Here is a 20,971-nt window from a genome sequence, read left to right as displayed (position 1 = left end):
GGACGGCGTTCGGTGCGTTCGGAAGTGGCCGTCACTGCGACTGCGCAGCCTGCAGTGCGTCGAGTACGGCCTGCGCGTGGCCCGGCACGCGGACCTTGCGCCATTCGGCTGCGATGCGGCCATCGGGATCGATCAGGAACGTACTGCGCTCGATGCCCAGCACGGTCCGGCCATACATGTTCTTTTCCCGGATCACGTCGAACGCGCGGCACAGCGCCTCGTCCGTGTCGCTGACCAGCGGAAACGCGAAGCCCTGCTTGGCGCAGAAGTTGTCGTGCGATTTCACCGAGTCGCGGGAGACACCCAGCACGTCGGCGCCGAGCGCCTGGAATTGCGGCAGCAGCGCGCTGAAATCCAGGCCCTCGGTCGTGCAGCCGGGCGTGGAATCCTTCGGGTAGAAGTACAGGACGAGCCAGCGTCCGGCGTAGTCGGCCAGTGTGGCCTTGGCGCCGCCCGACAGCGCCAGCGGCAGCTGCAGGGTGGCCTTTGCGAGCTTCTTGCGTGTTCCGCTCATCGTTCGAACGGGCGTTCCATTGCGACGGTCGTGATCACAATGCGCGCGCATGGCTGCTTTCGCAAGCGTCCGCGCGCATCACGTCAGAACTTCATCGGATCCATGATCGCGTCGAGATTCAGATGATCACAGAACTCGAGGAAATCGTCGCGCAGCGCGGCAATATGCATGTTTGCCGGGATGCCGATGGTGATCTGCGCCGAGAACATGTCGGCGCCGGTCTGCATCGCGCGATAGCGCGAGGAATGCAGGCTTTCGATGGTGATGCCCTGGCGATCGAAGAAGTCCGCCAGCTGGAACAGGATACCGGCCTTGTCGGCGGCGACCACTTCCACCACGTAGGGCAGCAGGTTCGACTGGATCGGCTTCGGGCCGGTGCGGTACCACACCAGCTTCAGGTCTTCCTCGCGCTCCAGACGCGTGAGCATCGCTTCGAGCTTGGCGACCGCGTCCCACGGCCCATTCGCCAGCGCGGTCACCGACACATCCCGGCCCACGGTCGACAGGCGCGTGTCGACCATGTTGCAACCACTGTCGGCGATGCGACGCGACACCGACAGCAGCGGCGATGCCGGATGCGTGGTGTACGCGTTGATCAGCAGGTAATTCTCGTTCGGCGAGGGCCGGGCAGCGGTGTCGGAATCGGTCAAGGGGGCGTCCGCGGCGGGAAATCTGTTCGACTGCGAGGGTCGATGGCGACTGGAGGGTGAACGGCAGTCCGGGCAGGGCCGGATGCGGCGGTCAGCATACTTGCCCGCACTTCGTGGCCGCAAGTAACATCGGCCAGCATTTTCCGGGCCAAACCGCGCGTTTGCCGGCCTCGACCTTTCTCTTCGACCGCGCCGCGGTTGACCATCGGACTCCCATCTTGCGACTTTCAGGCAGCATCACCGCACTCGCCACCCCCTTCGACGCCACCGGTGCACTCGACCGTGCGGCGTGGAAACGGCTGATCGAGTGGCAGCTGGCCGCCGGAACGCAGGGGCTGGTGGTCGCCGGCTCGACCGGCGAAGCGGCGACGCTGGAAGACGATGAATACGACTGGCTGGTCCGCAGTGCGGTCGAACTGGCCGCCGGCCGTGTGCCCGTGCTCGCCGGCACCGGTCTGTCGGCGACGTCGAAGACCATCGCCGCGACCCGGCGGCTCGCGCAGCTCGGCGCCGATATCGCGCTGGTGGTCGTGCCGGCCTACGTGCGGCCGACCCAGGCGGGCCTGCTCGCGCATTACCGCGCAGTCGCCGATGACGGTGGCCTGCCGGTGCTGCTCTACAACGTGCCCGGCCGCACCGGCACCGACATGCTGCCCGAGACCGTCGCCGAGCTTGCGCGCCACCCGCGCATCGTCGGCATCAAGGAAGCACACAGTGGCGTCGAGCGCATGCAGGCGCTGCTCGCGCTGCAGAGCGATGATTTCGCAGTGCTCAGCGGCGATGACCCGACGGCCGCGCGGGCGATGCTCGCCGGTGCCGATGGCGTCATTTCGGTTGTCTCCAACGTGGTGCCCGGTGCATTCCGCAAGCTCAGCGATCTGGCGCGCAGCGGTCAGGCCGATGCCGCGCACGACTGGGACGCGCGTCTGCAGCCACTGCATCTGTTCTGCGGCATCGAACCCAACCCCATTCCCGTCAAGGCGGTGCTGGCCAGACAGGGCCTCGGCCATGGCCTGCGTCTGCCTTTGACGACACTGGCCCAGGCGCATGATGCGCAGGCCGACGATGCGACGCGACTCGCGGCGGACCTCGAAACGTCCTGCCGTGCCCGCGCCGCCTGATTTCCCAGGAGATTCCACGATGCGTCCACCCCGTTCCTCCATGCGCTATCTCGCCATTGCCGTCGTCGCGGTCGCAGTCGTGGGCACCAGCGGCTGCCGCTGGTTCAAGAAGGACAACGCGCTGTACGCGCAGAGCCCGGAAACCCGTCCGCTCGAAGTGCCGCCGGATCTCGACCGTCCGCGTACCGACGGTGCGATGGCGCTGCCGGAAGCCCCCACGTCCGTGACGCGTTCGGGCACGGCGGCCGTGCCGGCCGATTCGAACGTGTCCTTCAGCGCGACCGGTGCGCGCGATGCGGTGTTCGCGCAGGTCGGCGAAGCGCTGGCCGCGACCGATGGCGTCACCGTCAACAGCCGCTCGCAGGTGCTGGGCACCTACGACGTCTCCTATGCCGGCAGCCAGTTCCTGGTGCGCATCGCGTCGCAGCAGGGCGGCGCGGTGGTGTCGGCAGTCGATCCGCGCGGCGTGGCCGCGACCGGTGATGCACCGACGCGTCTGATCGCTTCGCTGCAGGCGTCGCTGGCGCAATAAGCGGCTGGAGGCGACGTCCGCGAACCGGGCGTCGTCGATCACTGGCTATGAAAACGGGCGCCTCGGCGCCCGTTTTCGTGGATTCGCTCGCGGCGCGGAGATCAGCGCTCCAGCAGCGGGAGCTTGTCCGGCTTGCCTTCCCAGTCCTTCGCGTCGGGCAGGGCATCCTTGCGTGTCGTGATCACCGGCCAGGCCTTGGCCAGATCGGCATTGAGCGCGACGAACGCTTCCTGGCCCGCCGGCACATCGTCTTCGGGATAGATCGCGTTGATCGGGCACTCGGGCTCGCACAGGGTGCAGTCGATGCACTCGTCGGGATCGATGACGAGGAAGTTCGGCCCTTCGTGGAAACAGTCCACCGGGCAGACCTCGACGCAGTCGGTGTACTTGCACTTGATGCAGTTTTCGGTGACGACGAAAGGCATGGATTCGGATCGGGCGGGGCGACGACGGGCTGCAGTTTAAGGCAGCACTGCCGGCACCGGTGCGAAGTGTTCGCATTTTCGGCAATCATCGCGTCCCGGCACGCGCAGGCGACCCGTCAGGACTGTCGCCACGCGAATGCTGCGCAATCCATTGAATGCCAGGTGCCGCCGCGCTGCCGCAACGGTACAAACGCAGACAGCCCACGCCTTGCGGCATGGGCTGTCTGCTTTGATATGGTGCTCCCTACGGGATTCGAACCCGTGTTTTAGCCTTGAGAGGGCCACGTCCTGGGCCTCTAGACGAAGGGAGCTGGGGTGCCGCGAGCGGCTCCGGTTGGACGACCGGTCTGCAAACGCGTCTAAGTCGTTTGCAGCTTGCTAGTATAGCAGGCTTGCTGGCGCCGCAACGGCCGCCTGAGAAAATTTTCAGACTTGATGCATACCGATCCCACTCCGATTCCAAGCGACGTGTCTGCCGAACTGCGGGTCATTCCGCGCGACCAGCACACCATCTCGCGGCGGCAGATCAGCCAGAACGCGTTGCGTGTGTTGTACCGCCTGCACGAGGCCGGCCATCAGGCCTATCTGGTCGGCGGGGCGGTGCGTGACGTGCTGGTCGGCCTGACCCCGAAGGACTTCGATATCGCGACCGACGCGACGCCGGAGCAGGTCAAGGGACTGTTCCGCAACTGCCGGTTGATCGGCCGACGGTTCCGGCTGGCGCATGTGGTATTCGGTCGCGAGATCATCGAGGTGGCGACATTCCGCGCCAATGTCGACGACGGCAGTGGCGACCGTGAAGTCCACGACGGCGGGCGCCTGCTGCGCGACAACGTCTACGGCACGATCGAGGACGACGCGGTGCGCCGCGACTTCACTGCCAACGCGCTGTATTACGCGATCGCCGATTTTTCGGTGCGCGATTACACCGGCGGCTTCGAGGACGTGCAGAACCGGGTCATGCGCCTGATCGGCGATCCCGACACGCGCTACCGCGAAGACCCGGTGCGCATGCTGCGCGCAGTGCGCCTGGCGGCCAAGCTCGACTTCACCATCGAGCCGGGCACCGCCGAGCCCATCCCGCGTCTGGCGGCGTTGCTCGGCGAAGCGGCGCCGGCACGGCTGTTCGAGGAATGCCTGAAGCTGTTCCTGTCGGGGCACGCGGTCGCCAGTTTCGAGGGTCTCGAGCGTCACGGTCTGCTGTCGGCGCTGTTTCCCGAATCGGCTGCAGCACTCGCCAGCAACCGCAGCGGCGCGTTGCGGTCGATGGTGCTTGCGGGCCTCGCGTCGACCGATGCGCGTGTCGCCGCGGGCGATCCGGTCTCGCCGGCCTTCCTGTTCGCGACGCTGCTGTGGCCGGCGTTCTGCCGCGCCTGGATGAAGCTGCAGGCCGACGGTGTGCAGCCGGTCGAGGCGCAGCGCCGCGCGGCTGACCGCGTCACGCTGCATCAGGTGACGACGGTTGCGCTGCCGCGTCGCTTCTCGCTGCCGATGCAGGAGATCTGGCTGCTGCAGGCGCGCTTCCCGCTGCGTCAGCGCAAGCGGGTCACGCGCACGCTGTCGCATCCGCGCTTCCGCGCCGCGTTCGATTTCCTCGTGCTGCGCCAGACCGCGTCCGATGCGCATGCAGCCGATGTGGCGTTCTGGGAAGAAGCCCAGCACGATCCCGACCATGCGATCGCGCTGTATCCGGGCGAGGAGGAGGCGGCAGGCGACGAAGACGTGCCGCGTCGTCGCCGTCGGCGTCGCCGCACGCCGGCCGCCGCTGGATGACACCCCGCGCCCTGCGCGGCGTGCAAGCGAGCGCCTGCGCATGAGCGTGCGTGCCTACATCGGGCTTGGCGGCAATCTGGGCGACGTGCCGCAGGTGCTGCGCGACGCCGCGGCAGCGTTGGCGGCGCTGCCCGACATCCGCGACCTGAGACTGTCGCCGCTGTACCGCACGCCGGCCTGGGGGCGCACCGACCAGCCTGATTTCGTCAACGCGGTCGCAGTGCTCGACACCAGCCGCGCGCCGATGGATCTGCTCGACGCGCTGCTCGACATCGAACGCAGGTTCGGCCGTACCCGTAGCGACGAGGCCGGCGACCAGTGGGGTCCACGCACGCTGGACCTCGACCTGCTGCTCTACGGCGATGCGGTGATCACACTGCCGGGACTGACCGTTCCGCACCCGCGCCTGCACGAACGCGCCTTCGCCCTCGTGCCGCTGCTGGAACTCGACGCCGAGATCGTGATTCCGCGCATCGGCGCGGCCGCGGATGCGCTCATCCGCGTGGATCGCGCCGGCATCGAAGCGCTACGCTAGCGCCATGAACACTTCATCTTCCGCGCCCGTCACCGTCCCCGCGCTGTTCGAGGCACGCGCCGCCGGTCGCCGGCTCGCGATGCTGACCGCCTACGACGCCGGCTTCGCCCGCACGTTCGATGCCGCAGGTGTGGACCTGCTGCTGGTCGGCGATTCGCTGGGCATGGTGGTGCAGGGCCACGGCTCGACGCTGCCGGTCACCGTCGACGACATCGCCTATCACACCGCCTGCGTGGCCCGGGCAGTGCAGCGTGCACTGGTCGTCGCCGATCTGCCGTTCCAGGCCGACGCCACGCCCGAGCGCGCGCTCGATGCCTCGACGCGGCTGCTGCAGGCGGGTGCCGGCATGGTCAAGCTCGAAGGTGCGACGCCGAACAAGTGCGAGGTGGTGCGCTTCCTCGTCGAGCGCGAGATTCCGGTCTGCGCGCACCTGGGCCTGACCCCACAGTCGGTGCTGCGCTTCGGCGGCTTCAAGATCCAGGGACGCGGCGACGCCGCTGCCCAGGCGCTGCGCGACGATGCGCGCGCGATTGCCGAAGCAGGTGCGACGCTGATCGTGCTTGAAGGCGTGCCGGCTGCGCTCGCCGCCGACATCACCGCCGCCTCGCCGGTGCCGACGATCGGCATCGGCGCAGGACCGGATTGCGACGGTCAGGTGCTGGTGCTGCACGACATGCTGGGCCTCGACAGCGGCCATCGCAGCCCGAAGTTCGTCCGCGATTTCCTTGTCGACGGCGGCTCGGTGGCGGGCGCTGCGCGCGCCTACGTCGCTGCAGTGCGCGACGGCAGCTTCCCCGGCCCCGAACACTCCTACCGGTAGCCGGCGATGCACAGCGGCAGTTGCCTGTGCGGCGATGTGCGGTTCGAGGTCGCGGCCGAACTCGCGCCGCCCGATGCCTGTCATTGCGTCGCCTGCCGAAATCGTCCGGTCATGTGTTCGCCTCGACCGACGTGCCGGTCGAGGCGCTGACGATCCATGACCCGCAGGCCGTGCTGCGCTGGTACGCCAGCTCGGCGCGCGTGCGCCGCGGATTCTGCGGGCGCTGCGGTTGCTCGCTGTTCTGGGCGCCGGTGGGCGGCAGCAAGACCGCGGTAGCGATGGGGGCATTCGATACACCCACCGGTACCCGGTTGCACATGCACATCTTCGTCTCCGAGCAGGGCGACTATTACGCGCTCGACGACGACCTGCCCAAGCACGCGCGCTGACGCCGGACGTCGCCGATCTGCGAAAATCGGCGCTCACCCATCGCTGGACCCGCCGTGATCGACACCGTGCATGACCTCGCCGCGCTGCGGACCCGGATCGCCGGCTGGAAGCGTGCGGGCCTGCGTGTCGGCCTCGTGCCGACGATGGGCAATCTGCATGCGGGCCATTTCTCGCTGGTGGAGGCGCTGCGCGCACGCGTCGACCGCGTGGTCGCCAGCGTGTTCGTGAATCCGACCCAGTTTGGCCCGAACGAGGATTTCGCCCGCTATCCGCGCACGCCCGAACAGGACGCGCAGGGCCTCGCGGCGGCCAGCTGCGACCTGCTGTGGCTGCCGTCGGTCGAGGCGATGTATCCGCTGGGCCTGCACAACACGGTGACCGTGCGCGTGCCCGGCATCACCGAAGTGCTGGATGGCGCGCACCGCCCGGGACATTTCGACGGCGTCGCCACCGTGGTCGCACGCCTGTTCAACCAGGTGCAGCCCGACGTTGCCGCGTTCGGCCGCAAGGACTACCAGCAGTTGGCGGTCATCGCGCACATGATCGCCGACCTCGCGTTCCCGGTGGAACTGCTGCCGGTCGCGATCGCCCGCGAGGCCGACGGTCTGGCGATGAGTTCGCGCAACCAGTACCTGGATGCCGATGCGCGCGCGCGCGCGCCGGGGATTCATCGCGCCCTGTGCGCGTTGCGCGATGCCATGCAGGCGGGCCAGCCCGCGGCCGAAGCGAGCGCGCATGCGATCGCGACGCTGCGCGATGCCGGCTTCGAGGTTGATTACGTCGAGGTGCGCGCGCCCGACCTGTCGCCGCACGGCGAGGCGCAACCGGCCGCCGTCGCTCTGGCAGCGGCGCGCCTGGGCACCACGCGCCTGATCGACAACCTCGAATTCAGTCTTCGCCGGACGCCTGCGGCCCGCTGAATCTGCTCCGCTGCGCCGCGCCGCTGATGTTGCGATGCCGCAGATGGTCCCTATACTTCGCGGTTCCTGCGGGCTTCCCGCGTTGTCCGCTGCCGTGATCCGGCCGCCTACGCCATGCAACTCACCCTGCTGAAAGCCAAGATCCACCGCGCCTCCGTGACCCATGCCGAGCTGCATTACGAAGGCTCGTGTGCGATCGACGGTCGCCTGCTCGACCTGTCGGGCATCCGCGAGTACGAGCGCATCGAGATCTACAACATCAACAACGGCGAACGCTTCGCGACCTACGCGATCCGCGCCGATGTCGGCAGCGGCATCATCTCGGTCAACGGCGCTGCCGCGCACAAGGCCGGCGTCGGTGATCTGGTGATCATCTGCGCCTATGGCACGCTGGACGAAGCCGAGGTGGCGAAGTTCAAGCCGAAGCTGGTGTACGTCGACCGCGACAACCGCATGACCCACACCAACGATTCGATTCCCGCGCAGGCCGCCTGATGACCATGGCGGTGCGACTGATCCGAGACACGCTGGCGCCGCACGCGCGGCGCCTCGATTCGGCGCGCATCGCCGACCTCGTCGAAGCCGATGCGGCGCGTCCGCAGGATTTCGCACTGCGCATCGGCGGGCTGTATGCCAGCTTCGCGCGCCAGCGGCTCGACCGCGAGACACGCGATGCGCTGGTCGCGCTTGGCGAAGCCGCGGCCTTGCCGCAGGCGTTCCGCGCGCTGTTCGATGGCGTCACTGTCAACACGTCCGAGAATCGTCCGGCGCTGCACGTCGCGCTGCGATCTGCGCTGTCGGAGACGGCAGTTGCCCGCGATGCCCACGCACAGGCCGCAGAGGCACGCGTGCGCATGGCGGAACTGGTCGCGCAACTTGAAGCGTCCGATGTCACCGACATCGTCAACGTCGGCATCGGCGGCTCGGATCTGGGTCCGCGCCTAGTCGTCGACGCGCTGAAGGACTTTGGCACCGGTCGTTTCCGCGTGCATTTCCTGACCAACGTCGACGGCAGTGATGCGCAGCATCGGCTGGCCAAGCTCGACCCGGCGAAGACCGCTGCGATTCTGGTCTCCAAGACCTTCGGCACGCAGGAGACCCTGCTCAACGGCGCAGTCGTGCGCGACTGGCTCGGCGGCAGCGAACGCCTGTACGCGGTGAGCGCCAATGTGCCGCGCGCCGAGGCCTTCGGCGTCGCGCCCGAGCGCGTGCTGCCGATGTGGGACTGGGTTGGCGGTCGTTATTCGCTGTGGTCCGCGGTGGGGTTCTCGATCGCGCTCGCAGTCGGCATGGACGGCTTCGAGGCACTGCTCGCCGGCGCTGCCGAGATGGATGCGCATGCGTTGCAGGCGCCGCTCGCCGGGAATCTGCCGATGCTGCATGCGCTGACGGGCGTGTGGAACCGCAATGCGCTTGGCCTCGCCACGCATGCGGTGCTGCCCTACGACGAGCGCCTCGCGCTGCTGCCGGCATATCTGCAGCAGCTGGTCATGGAAAGTCTCGGCAAGTCGGTCACGCCTGATGGCGAAGCCGTCGGTCTCGATACCGTGCCGGTGCTGTGGGGCGGACCGGGGACCAATTCACAGCACAGCTTCTTCCAGGCGCTGCACCAGGGCACGCAAACGATTCCGGCCGATTTCATCGGCGTGGTGAATCCTGCGCATCCGCATGCCGACAACCATGCCGCGCTGCTGTCGAACCTGCTCGCGCAGACAGAAGCGCTGGCCAACGGTTACTCGGCCGATGATCCGCAGAAGTCGTATCCGGGCAACCGCCCGTCGACGCTGTTGCTGCTCGACCGCCTTGACCCGCGCAGTCTCGGCGCACTGATCGCGCTCTACGAGCACAGCGTCTACGCCCAGTCGGTGCTGTGGGGCATCAATGCGTTCGACCAGTGGGGCGTGGAACTCGGCAAGCGCATTGCCGGCGAACTGATGCCGGCGGTGCAGGGCGATGACGTGGCGGTGGCCGACCCGGTCACGCGCGCGTTGCTGGACGAGATCCGCGCGCGCCGCGCGCGCCGCGCGCGCTGAATTTTTGTAGGAGCGCGCTCGCGCGCGATACGGCTTCACCGGGAATGCTCCATCGCGCGCGAGCGCGCTCCTACAGGACGCCGTGGCGCGCCAGCGCCCATTCGACATGTTCGTCGACCAGCGTGTCTCCGCTGCGGCGGCGCGTGCGCAGCGCGGTGATGGTGTCCGGGGTCGTCGGCGCATTGCCGAGCGCGACCGCGAGGTTGCGCAGCCAGCGGCGGTGTCCGCTGCGGCGGATCGGCGAGCCTTCAGTGCGCTGCAGGAACTCGTCCTCGTCCCACGCGAACAGCTCGGCCAGGCTCGCGGTGTCGAGGCTGTTGCGCGCGCGGAAGTCCGGCTCATCGGTGCGCTTGGCGAACTTGTTCCAGGGGCAGACCAGCTGACAGTCGTCGCAGCCGAAGATGCGGTTGCCGATCAGCGGGCGCAAGGACGCGTCGATCGCGCCTTCGTGTTCGATCGTCAGATACGCGATGCAGCGCCGCGCATCGAGCCGGTGCGGCGCGGTGATCGCGCGCGTCGGACACACGTCGATGCAGCGCACGCAGGTGCCGCAGTGGGCGGTCGCCGGAGGATCGACCGGCAGCGGCACGTCGACATAGATCTCGCCGAGGAAGAACCAGGAGCCGCCGTCCTTGTCGATCAGGCAGGTGTGCTTGCCGATCCAGCCCAGGCCGGCGTTGCGCGCAAGCGCGCGTTCCAGCACCGGCGCCGAATCGACGAACACGCGGTGGCCGAACGGACCGATTTCCTCGGCAATGCGATGCGCGAATTTCTGCAGCCGGTTGCGCATGAGCTTGTGGTAATCGCGGCCCAGCGCATACCGCGCCACGTAGGCGCGGCTGCCGTCGGCCAGCGTGTCCCAAGCGCTTTCGTCGTCGTTGCGGCCGTAGTCGAGCCCGACCGACAACACGCGCACCGTACCCGGCAGTAGCTCGTCCGGGCGGGCGCGCATGTCGCCGTGGCGCGCCATCCAGTCCATGGTGCCGTACAGACCCTGCGCCAACCAGTCGCGCAGGTGCGCTTCGTCCTCGCGCAGATCGATGCCGGCAATGCCGCAGCGCTGGAAGCCCATCTCGCCAGCGATCGCCTTGATGCGCGCGGCGAGCGCGTCGGGCGCTGCTTGGGACGGAACGGCGGTGGCGGCGGAAGGCATCACGATGCGCGAAGTATAGAATCCGCGCGATGAGTGCTTCCTGTGCCACGCCTGCGCCCGGCGCTTCGCTGCCGGGCTCCCTGTTGTACGACGCAGCCGCGCTGCGCGCGATCGAGGCCGCCGCTCTCGCGCACGCAGGCGAGGCCACAGCGCTGATGCAACGCGCCGGGCAGGCCGGCTGGCGCACGCTGTTGTCGCACTGGCCGCAGGCGCGTCGCATCGTGGTGGTCTGCGGGCCGGGCAACAACGGCGGCGACGGCTATGTGCTGGCGACGCAGGCGCTGGCGTCGGGATGCGACGCGGTCGTCGTCCGGCTCGAACCGCATGCGCCGCGCACGGAACCATCGCGGGCAATGTGCGCGGCCTTCGAAGCGGCGAGCGGCAGGATCGAAGCATTTGGTGGCGCGTTGCCGCCTGCAGACATTCTCGTCGACGCCCTGTTCGGCATCGGCCTGTCGCGGGCGCCCGACCACGCGACTGCCGCGCTGATCGACGCCATCAACGCCGCCGGCGTGCCGGTGCTCGCGCTCGACACCCCCAGCGGCCTGTCGGGCGATCGCGGCAGCGCGGATGGCGCCGCCGTACGTGCGACACGCACCTTGCAGTTCCTCGCCCCGCAGCTCGGCCTGCAGACCGGCGATGGTCCCGATCACGCCGGCGCCCTGTCGCTGGACGTGCTCGGCGTCGATGCGCACTGCTTCGAAGCAGCGCAGGCACAGGCGCGACGGATCGACGCGCAGGATCTCGCGCACTGGCTGCAGCCGCGTCCGCGCAATGCACACAAGGGCAGCCACGGTCGCGTGCTGTGCATCGGTGGCGATCACGGCACCGGCGGCGCGGTGATGCTCGCGGCCGGGGCCGCGCTGCGCGCCGGCGCCGGACTGGTGGAAGTCGCGACCCAGGGCGTGCATATCGCGCCGTTGCTCGCGCGCTGGCCCGAGGCGATGGTCCGCCGCACTGACAACGTGTCCGCATTCGCCGGCGCCCTCGACGCGGCCGATGTCATCGCGCTCGGTCCCGGTCTGGGGCAGGGGAGTTGGGGGCACGCGCTGTTCGACGAAACACTGGATGCGGCCAGCGCAGCCGACACGCCGCTGGTGCTCGATGCCGATGCGCTCAATCTGCTCGCCGCCCGTCCGCGCGGACTGCCGGCAGGCGCGGTGCTGACCCCGCACCCGGGCGAAGCCGCGCGTCTGCTCGAGACCGATACCGCCACGGTCCAACATGACCGCCCGGACGCGGTGCGCGCACTCGCCGCGCGCTGGAATGCGGTCGTCGTGCTCAAGGGTGCCGGCACGCTGGTCTGCGCCCCCGGCGGACTGCCCTGGCTCATCGCTGCCGGCAATCCGGGCATGGCGACCGGCGGCATGGGCGACGTGCTGACCGGCGTCATTGCGGCGCTGCGCGCCCAGGGGCTCGACGCCGAGCACGCGGCCGCCTGCGGCGCCTTGCTGCATGCAGTGGCCGGCGACCGGGCCGCGCGCACGGCGGGCGAGCGCGGGCTGCTGCCGGGCGATCTGATCGATGTGCTGCGCGCCTGCGCGAATCCGGAGCCTCACCCATGATCCGCCGTCGTCTGCCCGACGAGGCCGCAACGCAACGGCTCGCCGAAGTCCTCGCCACGCATCAGCCCAGAGGCGCCGTCGTGCACCTGCAGGGCGATCTCGGCGCCGGCAAGTCCACGCTGGCCCGCGCCTGGCTGCGTGCGCTCGGTGTGACCGGCACCGTGCGCAGCCCGACCTATACGCTTGTCGAGCGTTATCCCGTCGACGGCGGTGAGGCCCTGCATCTTGACCTGTACCGGATCGGCGACGCCGGCGAACTGGATTTCCTCGGCCTCGACGACATCGACGCCGCGCTGTGGCTGGTGGAATGGCCCGAACGCGGCGCCGCAGCGCTGCCGCCGGCCGATCTCGAGATCCGTCTGGCGATCGACGGCACGGGGCGTTCGGTCGAATTGTTGCCGGATGGAGCGGCCGGGACAACGTGGCTGGCCGCTCTGATCGATGATCACCGTTTGTCGACGCTTCCTGAACCGAAACCATAGGAAGGATCTGCAGGCCACGGATTTGAAAGGAAAAACGGCTTGCAATGTTCCGGGTGCGGTGATTGACTAGCCCGCATGCGCATCCGAGGGATCAATCTGTCTCAGCTCGCGTTGGCGGTCGCCCTGATCGCTGCGTTGTGCTGGAACATCGCCTACGGCGCCGAGCTGCGCGGGATCGATGTGCGCTCCGGCGCCACCGGCACCCGCGCCGAGCTCAAGCTCGATGCGCGCGCCGAATATTCGGTGATTTCCCTCGCCAATCCCGACCGCCTGGTCGTCGACTTGCCCGGTACCCGGCTGCGGACGACGGCGATGCCGGCCGGCGCCGGCACGATCCGCTCCGTGCGCAGCGGACAGCCGGTCGCTGGCACCACGCGCATCGTGTTCGACCTGGCGTCGTCGGTGAAGGCCATGCCGCCGCGGATCGAAGACAATCCGGACGGACCGACGCTCGTCATCGAATGGCCGGGTGATGGCACTGCGGATCCGATTGCACGCATCGCCGCTGCGACCGCGTCGACGCCCGCCGCCAGCGCAGCCCCGACTGCAACGCCTGTGGCCGATCCGGCGCTGGCGTCGAACGATGCGACCTCGCGTCTGATTTCGAGCATGGGTCCGCAGCAGGGCCCTGCGCCTTCTGCGCCTGCGCCCGAGACGGTCACCGCGCAAGCACCTGCTACGCAACTGCCCCCGGCGCCCATTCCGACGCCGCCGCCTGCCGTGCAGCGCGACATCGCGCCGGCGGCGCAGGTGCCGATGCCCGCCGCGGTCGGGCCGGGCATGCGTCCGCTGGTGATCGCGATCGATCCCGGCCACGGTGGCCGCGATCCCGGCGCCATCGGGCCGGCCGGCACGCACGAGAAGAACGTGGTGCTGGCGATCTCGCGCGAACTCGCGCGGCAGATCAACGCCACGCCCGGCATGCGTGCGCATCTGGTGCGCGAGAACGACAGTTACATCGAGCTGCCGCAGCGTGCGCTGCGTGCACGTCGGGCCAAGGCCGACATGTTCGTTTCGATCCACGCCGATGCCGCGCACAATCGTGCGGCTTACGGTTCGTCGGTCTACACACTGTCCACGCGCGGCGCCTCGTCGCAGCAGGCGCGCTGGCTGGCGGATCGCGAAAACAGCGCCGATCTCGTCGGCGGTGTGTCGCTGTCGCAGGACACACTGTCGAACGTGCTGCTGGAGATGGCGCAGAGCGGCCACATGCGCGCCTCGCAGGACGCCGCGACCCATGTGCTGTCGGGTCTGCGCAATGTCGGCAAGACCCACAAGGCAAACGTCGAATACGCGAACTTCTCCGTGCTGCGCAACGCGGACATGCCGGCGATGCTGGTCGAGACCGGGTTCATCTCCAATCCCGAGGAAGAACGTCGTCTGCTTGATCCGGCGCACCAGCGCCGTCTTGCCAGCGCCGTACTCAACGGCATCAACGCCTATTTCATCGCCCAGCCGCCGCCGGGCACGCTGTATGCCGCGCGCGCCGCCGCGGCCGATGCGAACGGCGCCGCCGGCGGCAGCCCCTGAGACCCGGGTGCGACGCCCAAGCCGGTATCATCCACGTTGATTCCTGCCGCGACGAGCCAGCGTCGCCGATGCCCACGTGCCGATCCGCCAGCTCCCCGACATCCTCGTCAACCAGATCGCCGCCGGCGAAGTGGTCGAACGCCCTGCGTCCGTGGTCAAGGAACTGGTCGAGAACGCGCTCGATGCCGGCGCGCTGCGCGTCGATATCGATCTGGAGGAAGGCGGCGTCCGCCTGATTCGTATCCGCGATGACGGTGGCGGCATTCCGCCCGAAGAACTGACGTTGGCCGTGCAGCGCCACGCGACCAGTAAGATCGGTTCGCTCGACGATCTGGAAGCGGTGGCCACCCTCGGTTTCCGCGGCGAGGCGCTGCCGTCGATCGCATCGGTGAGCCGCTTCTCCCTGATCTCGCGCCGCGAGGACGAGACCCACGGCTCCGCTTTGGACGTCGAAGGCGGCCGCGTCGGCGAAGTCACGCCGCGATCCCATCCGCGCGGGACGACGGTCGAAGTGCGTGATCTGTTCTACAACGTGCCCGCGCGCCGCAAGTTCCTGCGCGCCGAGCGCACCGAACTCGGCCACATTGAGGAATGGTTGCGCGCGCTGGCGCTGGTGCGGCCCGACGTCGAACTGCGCATCAGCCACAACGGCAAGCCTTCGCGCCGCTACAAGGGTGACGAGGATCTGTTCTCGGGCGCGCGCCTGGTCGAAACGGTGGGCCGCGAATTCGCCGACAACGCGCTGCGTATCGATCACAGCGCCGCGGGTCTGCGCCTGCACGGCTGGATCGCCAAGCCCGCGTACTCGCGCGCGAGCGCCGACCAGCAGTATCTCTATGTTAACGGCCGCGCGGTGCGTGACCGGAGCGTGGCGCATGCGGTGAAGCAGGCATTCGCCGATGTGATGTACCACGGCCGTCAGCCGGCCTACGTGCTGTTTCTCGAGCTCGATCCGACGCGTGTCGACGTCAACGTGCATCCGGCCAAGCACGAAGTGCGCTTCCGCGATGCGCGCCTGATCCACGATTTCGTCTACCGCACGCTGCACGAGGCACTGGCCGATACGCGCGCAGGGCAGACGAACCACGCGCCGGCAGATGCGGCGATGCAGGCATTCGCCGCCGTGCCCGCGTCCGGCACCGCGGCGATGCCCGACTGGTCGCGGCCGATGCCGCAGCCGAATCTCGCGCTGCGCGTGGACGAAACGCGCGCGGCCTACGCCGGGCTGTATGGACCGACGCCTGCGCAGATCGCATCGGGTGCCGAGACCTGGACATCGTCGCCGATGGCACCCGACGCCGCCGTCGACGATGCCGGCACGCTGGTGCCGCCGCTCGGTTACGCGGTCGCGCAGTTGCACGGCATCTACATTCTCAGCCAGGCAGCCGACGGCATGATCGTCGTCGACATGCACGCCGCGCACGAACGCATCGGCTACGAGAAGCTCAAGACCGCGCACGACGGCGAAGGTGTGCGCACGCAACCGCTGCTCGTGCCGCAGACCGTCGCGGTGTCGGAGCGCGAAGCGGATGTCGCCGAAGCCGAAGCGGCGACGCTCGCCGAGCTCGGTTTCGAAGTGTCGCGCACCGGTATCCAGTCGTTGTTGCTGCGCGGCGTGCCGGCCCTGCTCGCGCAGAGCGACACCGAAGCCCTGCTGCGCGACGTGCTGGCCGATCTTCGTGAGCATGGCGAGAGCCTGCGGGTGCGCTCGGCACGCGACGAACTGCTGTCGACGATGGCCTGTCACGGCGCGGTTCGCGCCAACCGGCGCCTGACGGTGCCCGAAATGAACGCACTGCTGCGGCAGATGGAAGCGACCGAACGTTCCGGGCAATGCAATCATGGCCGTCCGACGTGGGCGCATTTTCCGCTCGCCGAGATCGACCGCTGGTTCCTGCGAGGACGCTGACATGCTGCGATGGCGCCACTGCTGCACGATCGGCCTGTTGGTGCTTTTCGCTGGCTGCGGGGAGACCGTCGAGAGTGAGGATCCTGCCGCGCGGGCCGACGCTGCGCGACTCGATGTGATGTTCTCCGCGCAGACCCGCGTCTGGCAGGACACGCGCCGCGCCGAACTGGTCGCGCCTGATGGCTGGCTGAGCCTGATCGGTCTGCATCGCATCGAGCTGAAGTCGCATTTCATCGGCAGCGGACAGACGGCCGGCATCCGCCTGTCGATGGGGCCGGAGAAGCTCGGCCTGCTGCAATCCGACAACGGCGCGTATGCGTTCACGCCCGAGCGCGGCGTCGCGGTGACGCTCGATGGCGCGCCGGTGCGCGGCCGCGTGCTTCTGCAGACCGACACCAGTGCTTCGCCCAGCGTGCTGGGCTTCGACGATGGCAAGGACACGCTGACGATCATCGAACGTGGCGGCTCGGCGTTCGTGCGGGCGCGTCATGAAGAGGCGCCCACGCGCAGGCGCTTCACCGGGCTGGAGTACTGGTCGACCACACGCGACTGGCAGGTCGATGCGGAATTCGTGCCGGCGGCATCCGGTGCGACGCTGCCGATCGCCAACATCCTGGGCATGGTCGAAGACACACCGACGCCGGGCTCGGTCGCCTTCGAACGCGACGGCAAGCGCTACACCTTGCAGGCGCTCGAAGGCGGTGACGGCAGCTTGTTCCTGATCTTCGCCGACCGCACCAGTGGCCACGGCAGCTACAGCGCCGGCCGCTACCTCGATGCGCCTGCACCGGGCGCCGACGGGCGGCTGCAGATCGACTTCAACCGCGCCTACAACCCGCCGTGCGCGTTCACCGCGTTCGCGACCTGTCCGCTGCCGCCGGAGGGCAACCGCCTCGACCTCGCGATTCCCGCGGGCGAGAAGACCTATATCCCGGCCACCACGGTATGACCCCAGATTTCGAACAGGACCGCTCCTACATGCGTCGACCCGCGCCGTTTCGTTTGCTCCGCTCGTGTGCACTACTGATCTGCCTGTTCGCCGGTGGCGCGAGCCAGGCCGAGCTGCCGTTGCTGGAGGCGCCTGCGACGCTGCTCTCGCCGATGGTCGTGCCCGCCGACGGACTGCAGGAAACCCCCGCAATCGGCTACGGCGCGTTGGCCCCTGCGCCGGTGCCGCTGCTGTGGCGGGTGAGCGGCGAGCACGGGGCGTTGTATCTGCTCGGTTCGTTCCATTTCCTCACGCCGGCCGACTACCCGCTGTCCGAAGACGTTGCACGGGTGATCTCCGGCGCCGGCGAAGTGGTGTTCGAGCTTGCACCGGAGGAGCTGCATTCGCCCACGCTGGGCCTGCAGATGATGCAGGCCGGCCTACGCAGCGACGGCAGCAAGCTCGACGACGAGATTCCTGCGCAGACTGCGACGCAACTGCGCGCATGGGCGGATGCGAACGCGGCATCGCTGCAGGGCGCAGGCGGCGGCTCGAGCCTGCAGCTGTTTGAACCCTGGTTCGTCTCGTTGCTGGTCACGACGACCGAGCTTGGTCGTTTTGGCCTGGAAGCGAAACTGGGGATGGACGCGCAACTCGCGCGTCAGGCGCAAGCCGCGGGTACGCCGACCGCAGGCCTGGAATCCGCGCAGCAACAGATCGAATTGCTCGACGGCATGGGCCGTGTCGAACAGACGCAGATGCTGCAGGAGGCGCTGGAGCAGGCGGGTGCGGGGCCCGAATCGATCCAGGCACTGCATGAGACCTGGCGCGCGGGCAACGCGGATGCGCTGTGGCAGGAGATGGGTCTCGACATGCAGGCGCGTTTCCCCGCGCTGTATGCGCGCATCAACACCGAGCGCAACGACGCCTGGCTGCCCAAGCTCGAACAGATGCTGCAACAGCCGGGCGACATCCTCGTCGTCGTCGGCGCGCTGCATCTCGTCGGCCCCGACGGCGTGGTCGAGAAGCTTGCGGCGAAAGGTTACTCGGTGGAGCGCGTGTGTTCGGCCTGCGCACCGCCCGACACGACCCTACCTGCAACGCCTGCTCAGGTGCAGCCCGAAACGGGTAGCTGACGCAGGCGGTCGCCTAGGCGGCCGCAACCAGCTCGATGCAGTCCACCGGACACGCCGGCACGCACAGCGCGCAGCCGGTGCAGGCATCGACCAGCACGGTGTGCATCAGTTTCGAACCGCCGACGATGGCGTCGACCGGGCAGGCCTGGATGCACTTGGTGCAGCCGATGCAGTCGGCCTCGATGACCAGCGCGACCGGCGGCAGCGCGTGGTGCACGCCGCGTTCACGGTCGAACGGCAACGCGGCGGTATCGAGTGCGCGGGCGAGCGCGCGTGCCCCCGCATCGCCGCCGGGCGGACACCGGTCGACGTCGGCCTCGCTGCGGGCCATTGCCTCGGCGTAGGGGCGGCAGCCGTCGAAACCGCACTGGCCGCATTGGGTCTGCGGCAACAGGCGATCGAGACGTTCGACGAGGGACGGCGGCATGCGTGGCGTTCGGCTGGGCGTGCGGTCTGTGTAGTCGCGGCGATGCCGCGCCGGCTCAGCGGACCGGCATGCCCGGCTGCGCTGCGGCGTCCGCATCCAGCAGTGCGAGCGCGCCGCCATCGAAACCGGCGGACAGGATCATGCCTTCGCTGATGCCGAAGCGCATCTTGCGCGGCGCCAGATTGGCGATGAACACCACGTTGCGACCCACCAGCGTGTCCGGCTCGCCGTAGCTCGCGCGGATGCCCGAGAAGATCTGGCGCGTGCCGAGATCGCCGGCGTCGAGTTCGAAGCGCAGCAGCTTGTCCGAACCCTCCACGAATTCGCAGGCAACGACCTTGCCGATGCGCAGGTCGAGTTTCACGAAATCGTCGATCGAGATGTGCGTCGGCGCATCCGCGTCTGCAGCTTTCGCGGGCGCCGCAGCAGGTGCTTCGACCGGCTTCTTCGCGGCGGCGGGTGCAGCCGGTGCGGCAGCGAGGGTGTCCCTGGAGGCGTCGGTCATGGCGTCGATCTGCTTGGGGTCGATTCGGGTGAAGAGCGGGGCATACGGTTGGATCACGTGGCCGAGCAGCGGCGCGTCGAGCGCGGACCAGGTGTCGGCCGGCGCGGCGAAGAACGCATCGACCTCGCACGACACGCGCGGCAACACGGGCCGCAGCGCCGTGGCCAGCACGCGGAACAGATTCAGGCCCTGTGTGCAGACCGCCTGCAGTTCGGCATCGCTGCTGTCCTGCTTGGCGATCACCCACGGCTTGCGGTCGTCGATGTAGCGGTTGGCCTCGTCAGCCAACGCCATCACCTGGCGCAGCACGCTCGCGGGTTCGTTGCGCGCATAGCTCTCGCGGATCGGCGCGAGCGATTCAATGAAGCGCGCATATGTTTCCGGCTCCGGTAACGCCTCGGCCAGACGGCCGTCGAAGCGCTTGCCGATGAAGCCGGCGCAGCGGCTGGCGAGATTGACCAGTTTGCCGACGACATCGCTGTTCACGCGCGCGATGAAGTCGCCGAGGTTGAGGTCGAGATCGTCGACACCGCCCGAGGACTTCGCGGCGAAGTAGTAGCGTAGTGCTTCGGGATCCAGACCCTGGTCGAGATAGGTGCGCGCCATGACGAAAGTGCCGCGCGACTTCGACATCTTCGCGCCGTCGACGGTCAGGTAGCCGTTGACGTGCAGACGCGTCGGCGCGCGCAGACCGGCGCCGTGCAGCATCGCCGGCCAGAACAGGCCGTGGAAGTTGACGATGTCCTTGCCGATGAAGTGGTGCAGCTCGGCGCCGCCTTCGGGCGCGAGCCAGGCATCGAAGTCCAGGCCTTCGCGCGCGCACAGCGCCTCGAAGCTGCTGAGATACCCGATCGGCGCGTCCAGCCAGACGTAGAAGAACTTGCCTGGATGGCCGGGAATCTCGAAGCCGAAGTAGGGTGCATCGCGGGAGATATCCCAGGCGCGCAGGCCGCCTTCGCCATCGAGCCATTCCGCGAGCTTCGCCTTGACGCCCGACACGGCGACATCGCCGGCCAGCCACTCGCGCAGGAAGGCTTCGAAATGGCCGAGTTCGAAGAAGAAGTGTTCCGACTCGCGCACTTCCGGGGTTGCCCCGCTGACGACCGAGACCGGATCGATCAGGTCGCTCGGCGAATACGTGGCACCGCAATTTTCGCAGTTGTCGCCGTACTGGTCCGGCGTGCCGCACTTGGGGCAGACGCCTTTGACGTAGCGGTCCGGCAGGAACATGCCGCGCACCGGATCGAACAGCTGCGCGACATCGCGACGCGCGATATGGCCGCCAGCATCGAGCCGTCCGTAGATCGTCTCCACCATGCTGCGGTTTCCCGCCGAATGCGTCGAATCGTAGTGATCGAAGTCCACGCCGAACGCTGCGAAATCCCGCTCGTGTCCAGCCTGAATGTCTGCGATGAAAGCCTCGGGCGTCGTGCCGGCCTTCTCCGCCGCGAGCATGATCGGCGTGCCGTGCGTGTCATCCGCGCAGACGAAGCGCGCCATGTCGCCATCCATGCGCCGCGCCCGCACCCAGATGTCGGCCTGGATGTAACCGACCAGATGGCCGAGATGCAGTGGGCCGTTGGCATAGGGCAGGGCAGTGGTGACGAGCAGCGTGCGCGGCAT

The 20,971-nt window shown here is 68.5% G+C and carries 20 protein-coding genes, 1 tRNA gene and 1 pseudogene; 15 read left to right on the top strand and 7 right to left on the bottom strand.

Features of this window, described 5'->3' with window-relative positions:
- Nucleotides 1-31 precede the first annotated feature (31 nt).
- Nucleotides 32-514, bottom strand: a complete 483-nt coding sequence (locus J2W68_RS12725; protein WP_310236444.1) for a peroxiredoxin — start codon at nucleotides 512-514, stop codon at nucleotides 32-34.
- 83 nt (nucleotides 515-597) lie between these two features.
- The gene (locus J2W68_RS12720) at nucleotides 598-1,164 is read right to left on the bottom strand and encodes a glycine cleavage system protein R (RefSeq protein ID WP_310236442.1); all 567 of its coding nucleotides are present in this window, start codon (nucleotides 1,162-1,164) and stop codon (nucleotides 598-600) included.
- Nucleotides 1,165-1,382: 218 nt separating this feature from the next.
- Between J2W68_RS12720 and dapA the strand changes: the two genes are divergently transcribed.
- The gene (dapA, locus tag J2W68_RS12715) at nucleotides 1,383-2,285 is read left to right on the top strand and encodes a 4-hydroxy-tetrahydrodipicolinate synthase (RefSeq protein ID WP_310153572.1); all 903 of its coding nucleotides are present in this window, start codon (nucleotides 1,383-1,385) and stop codon (nucleotides 2,283-2,285) included.
- 19 nt (nucleotides 2,286-2,304) lie between these two features.
- On the top strand, nucleotides 2,305-2,817 hold the full coding sequence (locus J2W68_RS12710) for a hypothetical protein (RefSeq protein ID WP_310236440.1): 513 nt from the start codon (nucleotides 2,305-2,307) through the stop codon (nucleotides 2,815-2,817).
- A 101-nt stretch (nucleotides 2,818-2,918) separates the two neighbouring features.
- Here J2W68_RS12710 and fdxA read toward each other — a convergent pair whose 3' ends face one another.
- Nucleotides 2,919-3,242: a ferredoxin FdxA gene (gene fdxA, locus J2W68_RS12705; protein WP_310236437.1), complete on the bottom strand. Its 324-nt coding sequence runs from the start codon at nucleotides 3,240-3,242 to the stop codon at nucleotides 2,919-2,921.
- Nucleotides 3,243-3,477: 235 nt separating this feature from the next.
- Nucleotides 3,478-3,553 (bottom strand) — tRNA-Glu (locus J2W68_RS12700).
- A 169-nt stretch (nucleotides 3,554-3,722) separates the two neighbouring features.
- On the opposite strand from J2W68_RS12700, the pseudogene pcnB reads away from it, so the two are divergent.
- The 7 genes and pseudogenes from pcnB to pgi form a co-directional block, all read left to right on the top strand.
- Nucleotides 3,723-5,015 (top strand): annotated as a pseudogene (gene pcnB / locus J2W68_RS12695) (polynucleotide adenylyltransferase PcnB); the annotation flags it as partial.
- Between the two features lie 40 nt (nucleotides 5,016-5,055).
- Entirely contained in the window at nucleotides 5,056-5,550 is a 495-nt protein-coding gene (gene folK, locus J2W68_RS12690; RefSeq protein WP_310236433.1) for a 2-amino-4-hydroxy-6-hydroxymethyldihydropteridine diphosphokinase, read from the top strand.
- 4 nt (nucleotides 5,551-5,554) lie between these two features.
- Nucleotides 5,555-6,370: a 3-methyl-2-oxobutanoate hydroxymethyltransferase gene (gene panB, locus J2W68_RS12685; protein WP_310236431.1), complete on the top strand. Its 816-nt coding sequence runs from the start codon at nucleotides 5,555-5,557 to the stop codon at nucleotides 6,368-6,370.
- An 83-nt stretch (nucleotides 6,371-6,453) separates the two neighbouring features.
- Entirely contained in the window at nucleotides 6,454-6,759 is a 306-nt protein-coding gene (locus J2W68_RS12680; protein ID WP_310236429.1) for a GFA family protein, read from the top strand.
- A gap of 54 nt (nucleotides 6,760-6,813) precedes the next feature.
- Nucleotides 6,814-7,680, top strand: coding sequence for a pantoate--beta-alanine ligase (gene panC, locus J2W68_RS12675; protein WP_310236427.1), 867 nt, complete (start codon nucleotides 6,814-6,816; stop codon nucleotides 7,678-7,680).
- Between the two features lie 114 nt (nucleotides 7,681-7,794).
- The gene (gene panD / locus J2W68_RS12670; RefSeq protein WP_310236426.1) at nucleotides 7,795-8,175 is read left to right on the top strand and encodes an aspartate 1-decarboxylase; all 381 of its coding nucleotides are present in this window, start codon (nucleotides 7,795-7,797) and stop codon (nucleotides 8,173-8,175) included.
- A 5-nt stretch (nucleotides 8,176-8,180) separates the two neighbouring features.
- Nucleotides 8,181-9,713: a glucose-6-phosphate isomerase gene (pgi, locus tag J2W68_RS12665; protein WP_310236524.1), complete on the top strand. Its 1,533-nt coding sequence runs from the start codon at nucleotides 8,181-8,183 to the stop codon at nucleotides 9,711-9,713.
- A 70-nt stretch (nucleotides 9,714-9,783) separates the two neighbouring features.
- Here pgi and queG read toward each other — a convergent pair whose 3' ends face one another.
- Nucleotides 9,784-10,866, bottom strand: a complete 1,083-nt coding sequence (gene queG / locus J2W68_RS12660) for a tRNA epoxyqueuosine(34) reductase QueG (protein WP_310236424.1) — start codon at nucleotides 10,864-10,866, stop codon at nucleotides 9,784-9,786.
- Between the two features lie 29 nt (nucleotides 10,867-10,895).
- On the opposite strand from queG, the gene J2W68_RS12655 reads away from it, so the two are divergent.
- From J2W68_RS12655 to J2W68_RS12630, 6 genes are all read left to right on the top strand, one after another.
- On the top strand, nucleotides 10,896-12,431 hold the full coding sequence (locus tag J2W68_RS12655; protein WP_310236423.1) for an NAD(P)H-hydrate dehydratase: 1,536 nt from the start codon (nucleotides 10,896-10,898) through the stop codon (nucleotides 12,429-12,431).
- A complete protein-coding gene (tsaE, locus tag J2W68_RS12650; protein ID WP_310236421.1) occupies nucleotides 12,428-12,913 on the top strand; it encodes a tRNA (adenosine(37)-N6)-threonylcarbamoyltransferase complex ATPase subunit type 1 TsaE in 486 nt (161 codons plus the stop codon). The genes J2W68_RS12655 and tsaE overlap by 4 nt, the downstream gene beginning before the upstream one ends.
- Before the next feature lie 75 nt (nucleotides 12,914-12,988).
- Nucleotides 12,989-14,443, top strand: a complete 1,455-nt coding sequence (locus J2W68_RS12645; RefSeq protein WP_310236419.1) for an N-acetylmuramoyl-L-alanine amidase — start codon at nucleotides 12,989-12,991, stop codon at nucleotides 14,441-14,443.
- A 76-nt stretch (nucleotides 14,444-14,519) separates the two neighbouring features.
- Nucleotides 14,520-16,352, top strand: coding sequence for a DNA mismatch repair endonuclease MutL (gene mutL / locus J2W68_RS12640; protein ID WP_310236417.1), 1,833 nt, complete (start codon nucleotides 14,520-14,522; stop codon nucleotides 16,350-16,352).
- Nucleotide 16,353: 1 nt separating this feature from the next.
- On the top strand, nucleotides 16,354-17,301 hold the full coding sequence (locus J2W68_RS12635; RefSeq protein ID WP_310236416.1) for a DUF1684 domain-containing protein: 948 nt from the start codon (nucleotides 16,354-16,356) through the stop codon (nucleotides 17,299-17,301).
- Entirely contained in the window at nucleotides 17,298-18,416 is a 1,119-nt protein-coding gene (locus tag J2W68_RS12630) for a TraB/GumN family protein (protein ID WP_310236415.1), read from the top strand. The genes J2W68_RS12635 and J2W68_RS12630 overlap by 4 nt, the downstream gene beginning before the upstream one ends.
- 13 nt (nucleotides 18,417-18,429) lie before the next feature.
- Here J2W68_RS12630 and rnfB read toward each other — a convergent pair whose 3' ends face one another.
- Nucleotides 18,430-18,843 (bottom strand): Rnf electron transport complex subunit RnfB, encoded by a 414-nt coding sequence (gene rnfB / locus J2W68_RS12625; protein ID WP_310236413.1) that lies wholly within the window; start codon nucleotides 18,841-18,843, stop codon nucleotides 18,430-18,432.
- A gap of 55 nt (nucleotides 18,844-18,898) precedes the next feature.
- On the bottom strand, nucleotides 18,899-20,971 hold the full coding sequence (metG, locus tag J2W68_RS12620; RefSeq protein ID WP_310236411.1) for a methionine--tRNA ligase: 2,073 nt from the start codon (nucleotides 20,969-20,971) through the stop codon (nucleotides 18,899-18,901).

The sequence above is a fragment of the Luteimonas terrae genome, from assembly GCF_031457535.1.
Classification (GTDB): domain Bacteria; phylum Pseudomonadota; class Gammaproteobacteria; order Xanthomonadales; family Xanthomonadaceae; genus Luteimonas; species Luteimonas terrae_A.
This window is presented reverse-complemented; position numbering and strand designations above follow the sequence as displayed.

Excerpts from the sequence above, each read along its gene's own strand:
- J2W68_RS12725 (WP_310236444.1), bottom strand. The coding sequence starts at position 514 with ATGAGCGGAACACGCAAGAAGCTCGCAAAGGCCACCCTGCAGCTGCCG.
- J2W68_RS12710 (WP_310236440.1), top strand. The coding sequence starts at position 2,305 with ATGCGTCCACCCCGTTCCTCCATGCGCTATCTCGCCATTGCCGTCGTC.
- fdxA (WP_310236437.1), bottom strand. The coding sequence starts at position 3,242 with ATGCCTTTCGTCGTCACCGAAAACTGCATCAAGTGCAAGTACACCGAC.
- folK (WP_310236433.1), top strand. The coding sequence starts at position 5,056 with ATGAGCGTGCGTGCCTACATCGGGCTTGGCGGCAATCTGGGCGACGTG.
- panB (WP_310236431.1), top strand. The coding sequence starts at position 5,555 with ATGAACACTTCATCTTCCGCGCCCGTCACCGTCCCCGCGCTGTTCGAG.
- panD (WP_310236426.1), top strand. The coding sequence starts at position 7,795 with ATGCAACTCACCCTGCTGAAAGCCAAGATCCACCGCGCCTCCGTGACC.
- pgi (WP_310236524.1), top strand. The coding sequence starts at position 8,181 with ATGGCGGTGCGACTGATCCGAGACACGCTGGCGCCGCACGCGCGGCGC.
- queG (WP_310236424.1), bottom strand. The coding sequence starts at position 10,866 with ATGCCTTCCGCCGCCACCGCCGTTCCGTCCCAAGCAGCGCCCGACGCG.
- J2W68_RS12655 (WP_310236423.1), top strand. The coding sequence starts at position 10,896 with ATGAGTGCTTCCTGTGCCACGCCTGCGCCCGGCGCTTCGCTGCCGGGC.
- tsaE (WP_310236421.1), top strand. The coding sequence starts at position 12,428 with ATGATCCGCCGTCGTCTGCCCGACGAGGCCGCAACGCAACGGCTCGCC.
- J2W68_RS12645 (WP_310236419.1), top strand. The coding sequence starts at position 12,989 with ATGCGCATCCGAGGGATCAATCTGTCTCAGCTCGCGTTGGCGGTCGCC.
- J2W68_RS12635 (WP_310236416.1), top strand. The coding sequence starts at position 16,354 with ATGCTGCGATGGCGCCACTGCTGCACGATCGGCCTGTTGGTGCTTTTC.
- J2W68_RS12630 (WP_310236415.1), top strand. The coding sequence starts at position 17,298 with ATGACCCCAGATTTCGAACAGGACCGCTCCTACATGCGTCGACCCGCG.
- rnfB (WP_310236413.1), bottom strand. The coding sequence starts at position 18,843 with ATGCCGCCGTCCCTCGTCGAACGTCTCGATCGCCTGTTGCCGCAGACC.
- metG (WP_310236411.1), bottom strand. The coding sequence starts at position 20,971 with ATGCCGCGCACGCTGCTCGTCACCACTGCCCTGCCCTATGCCAACGGC.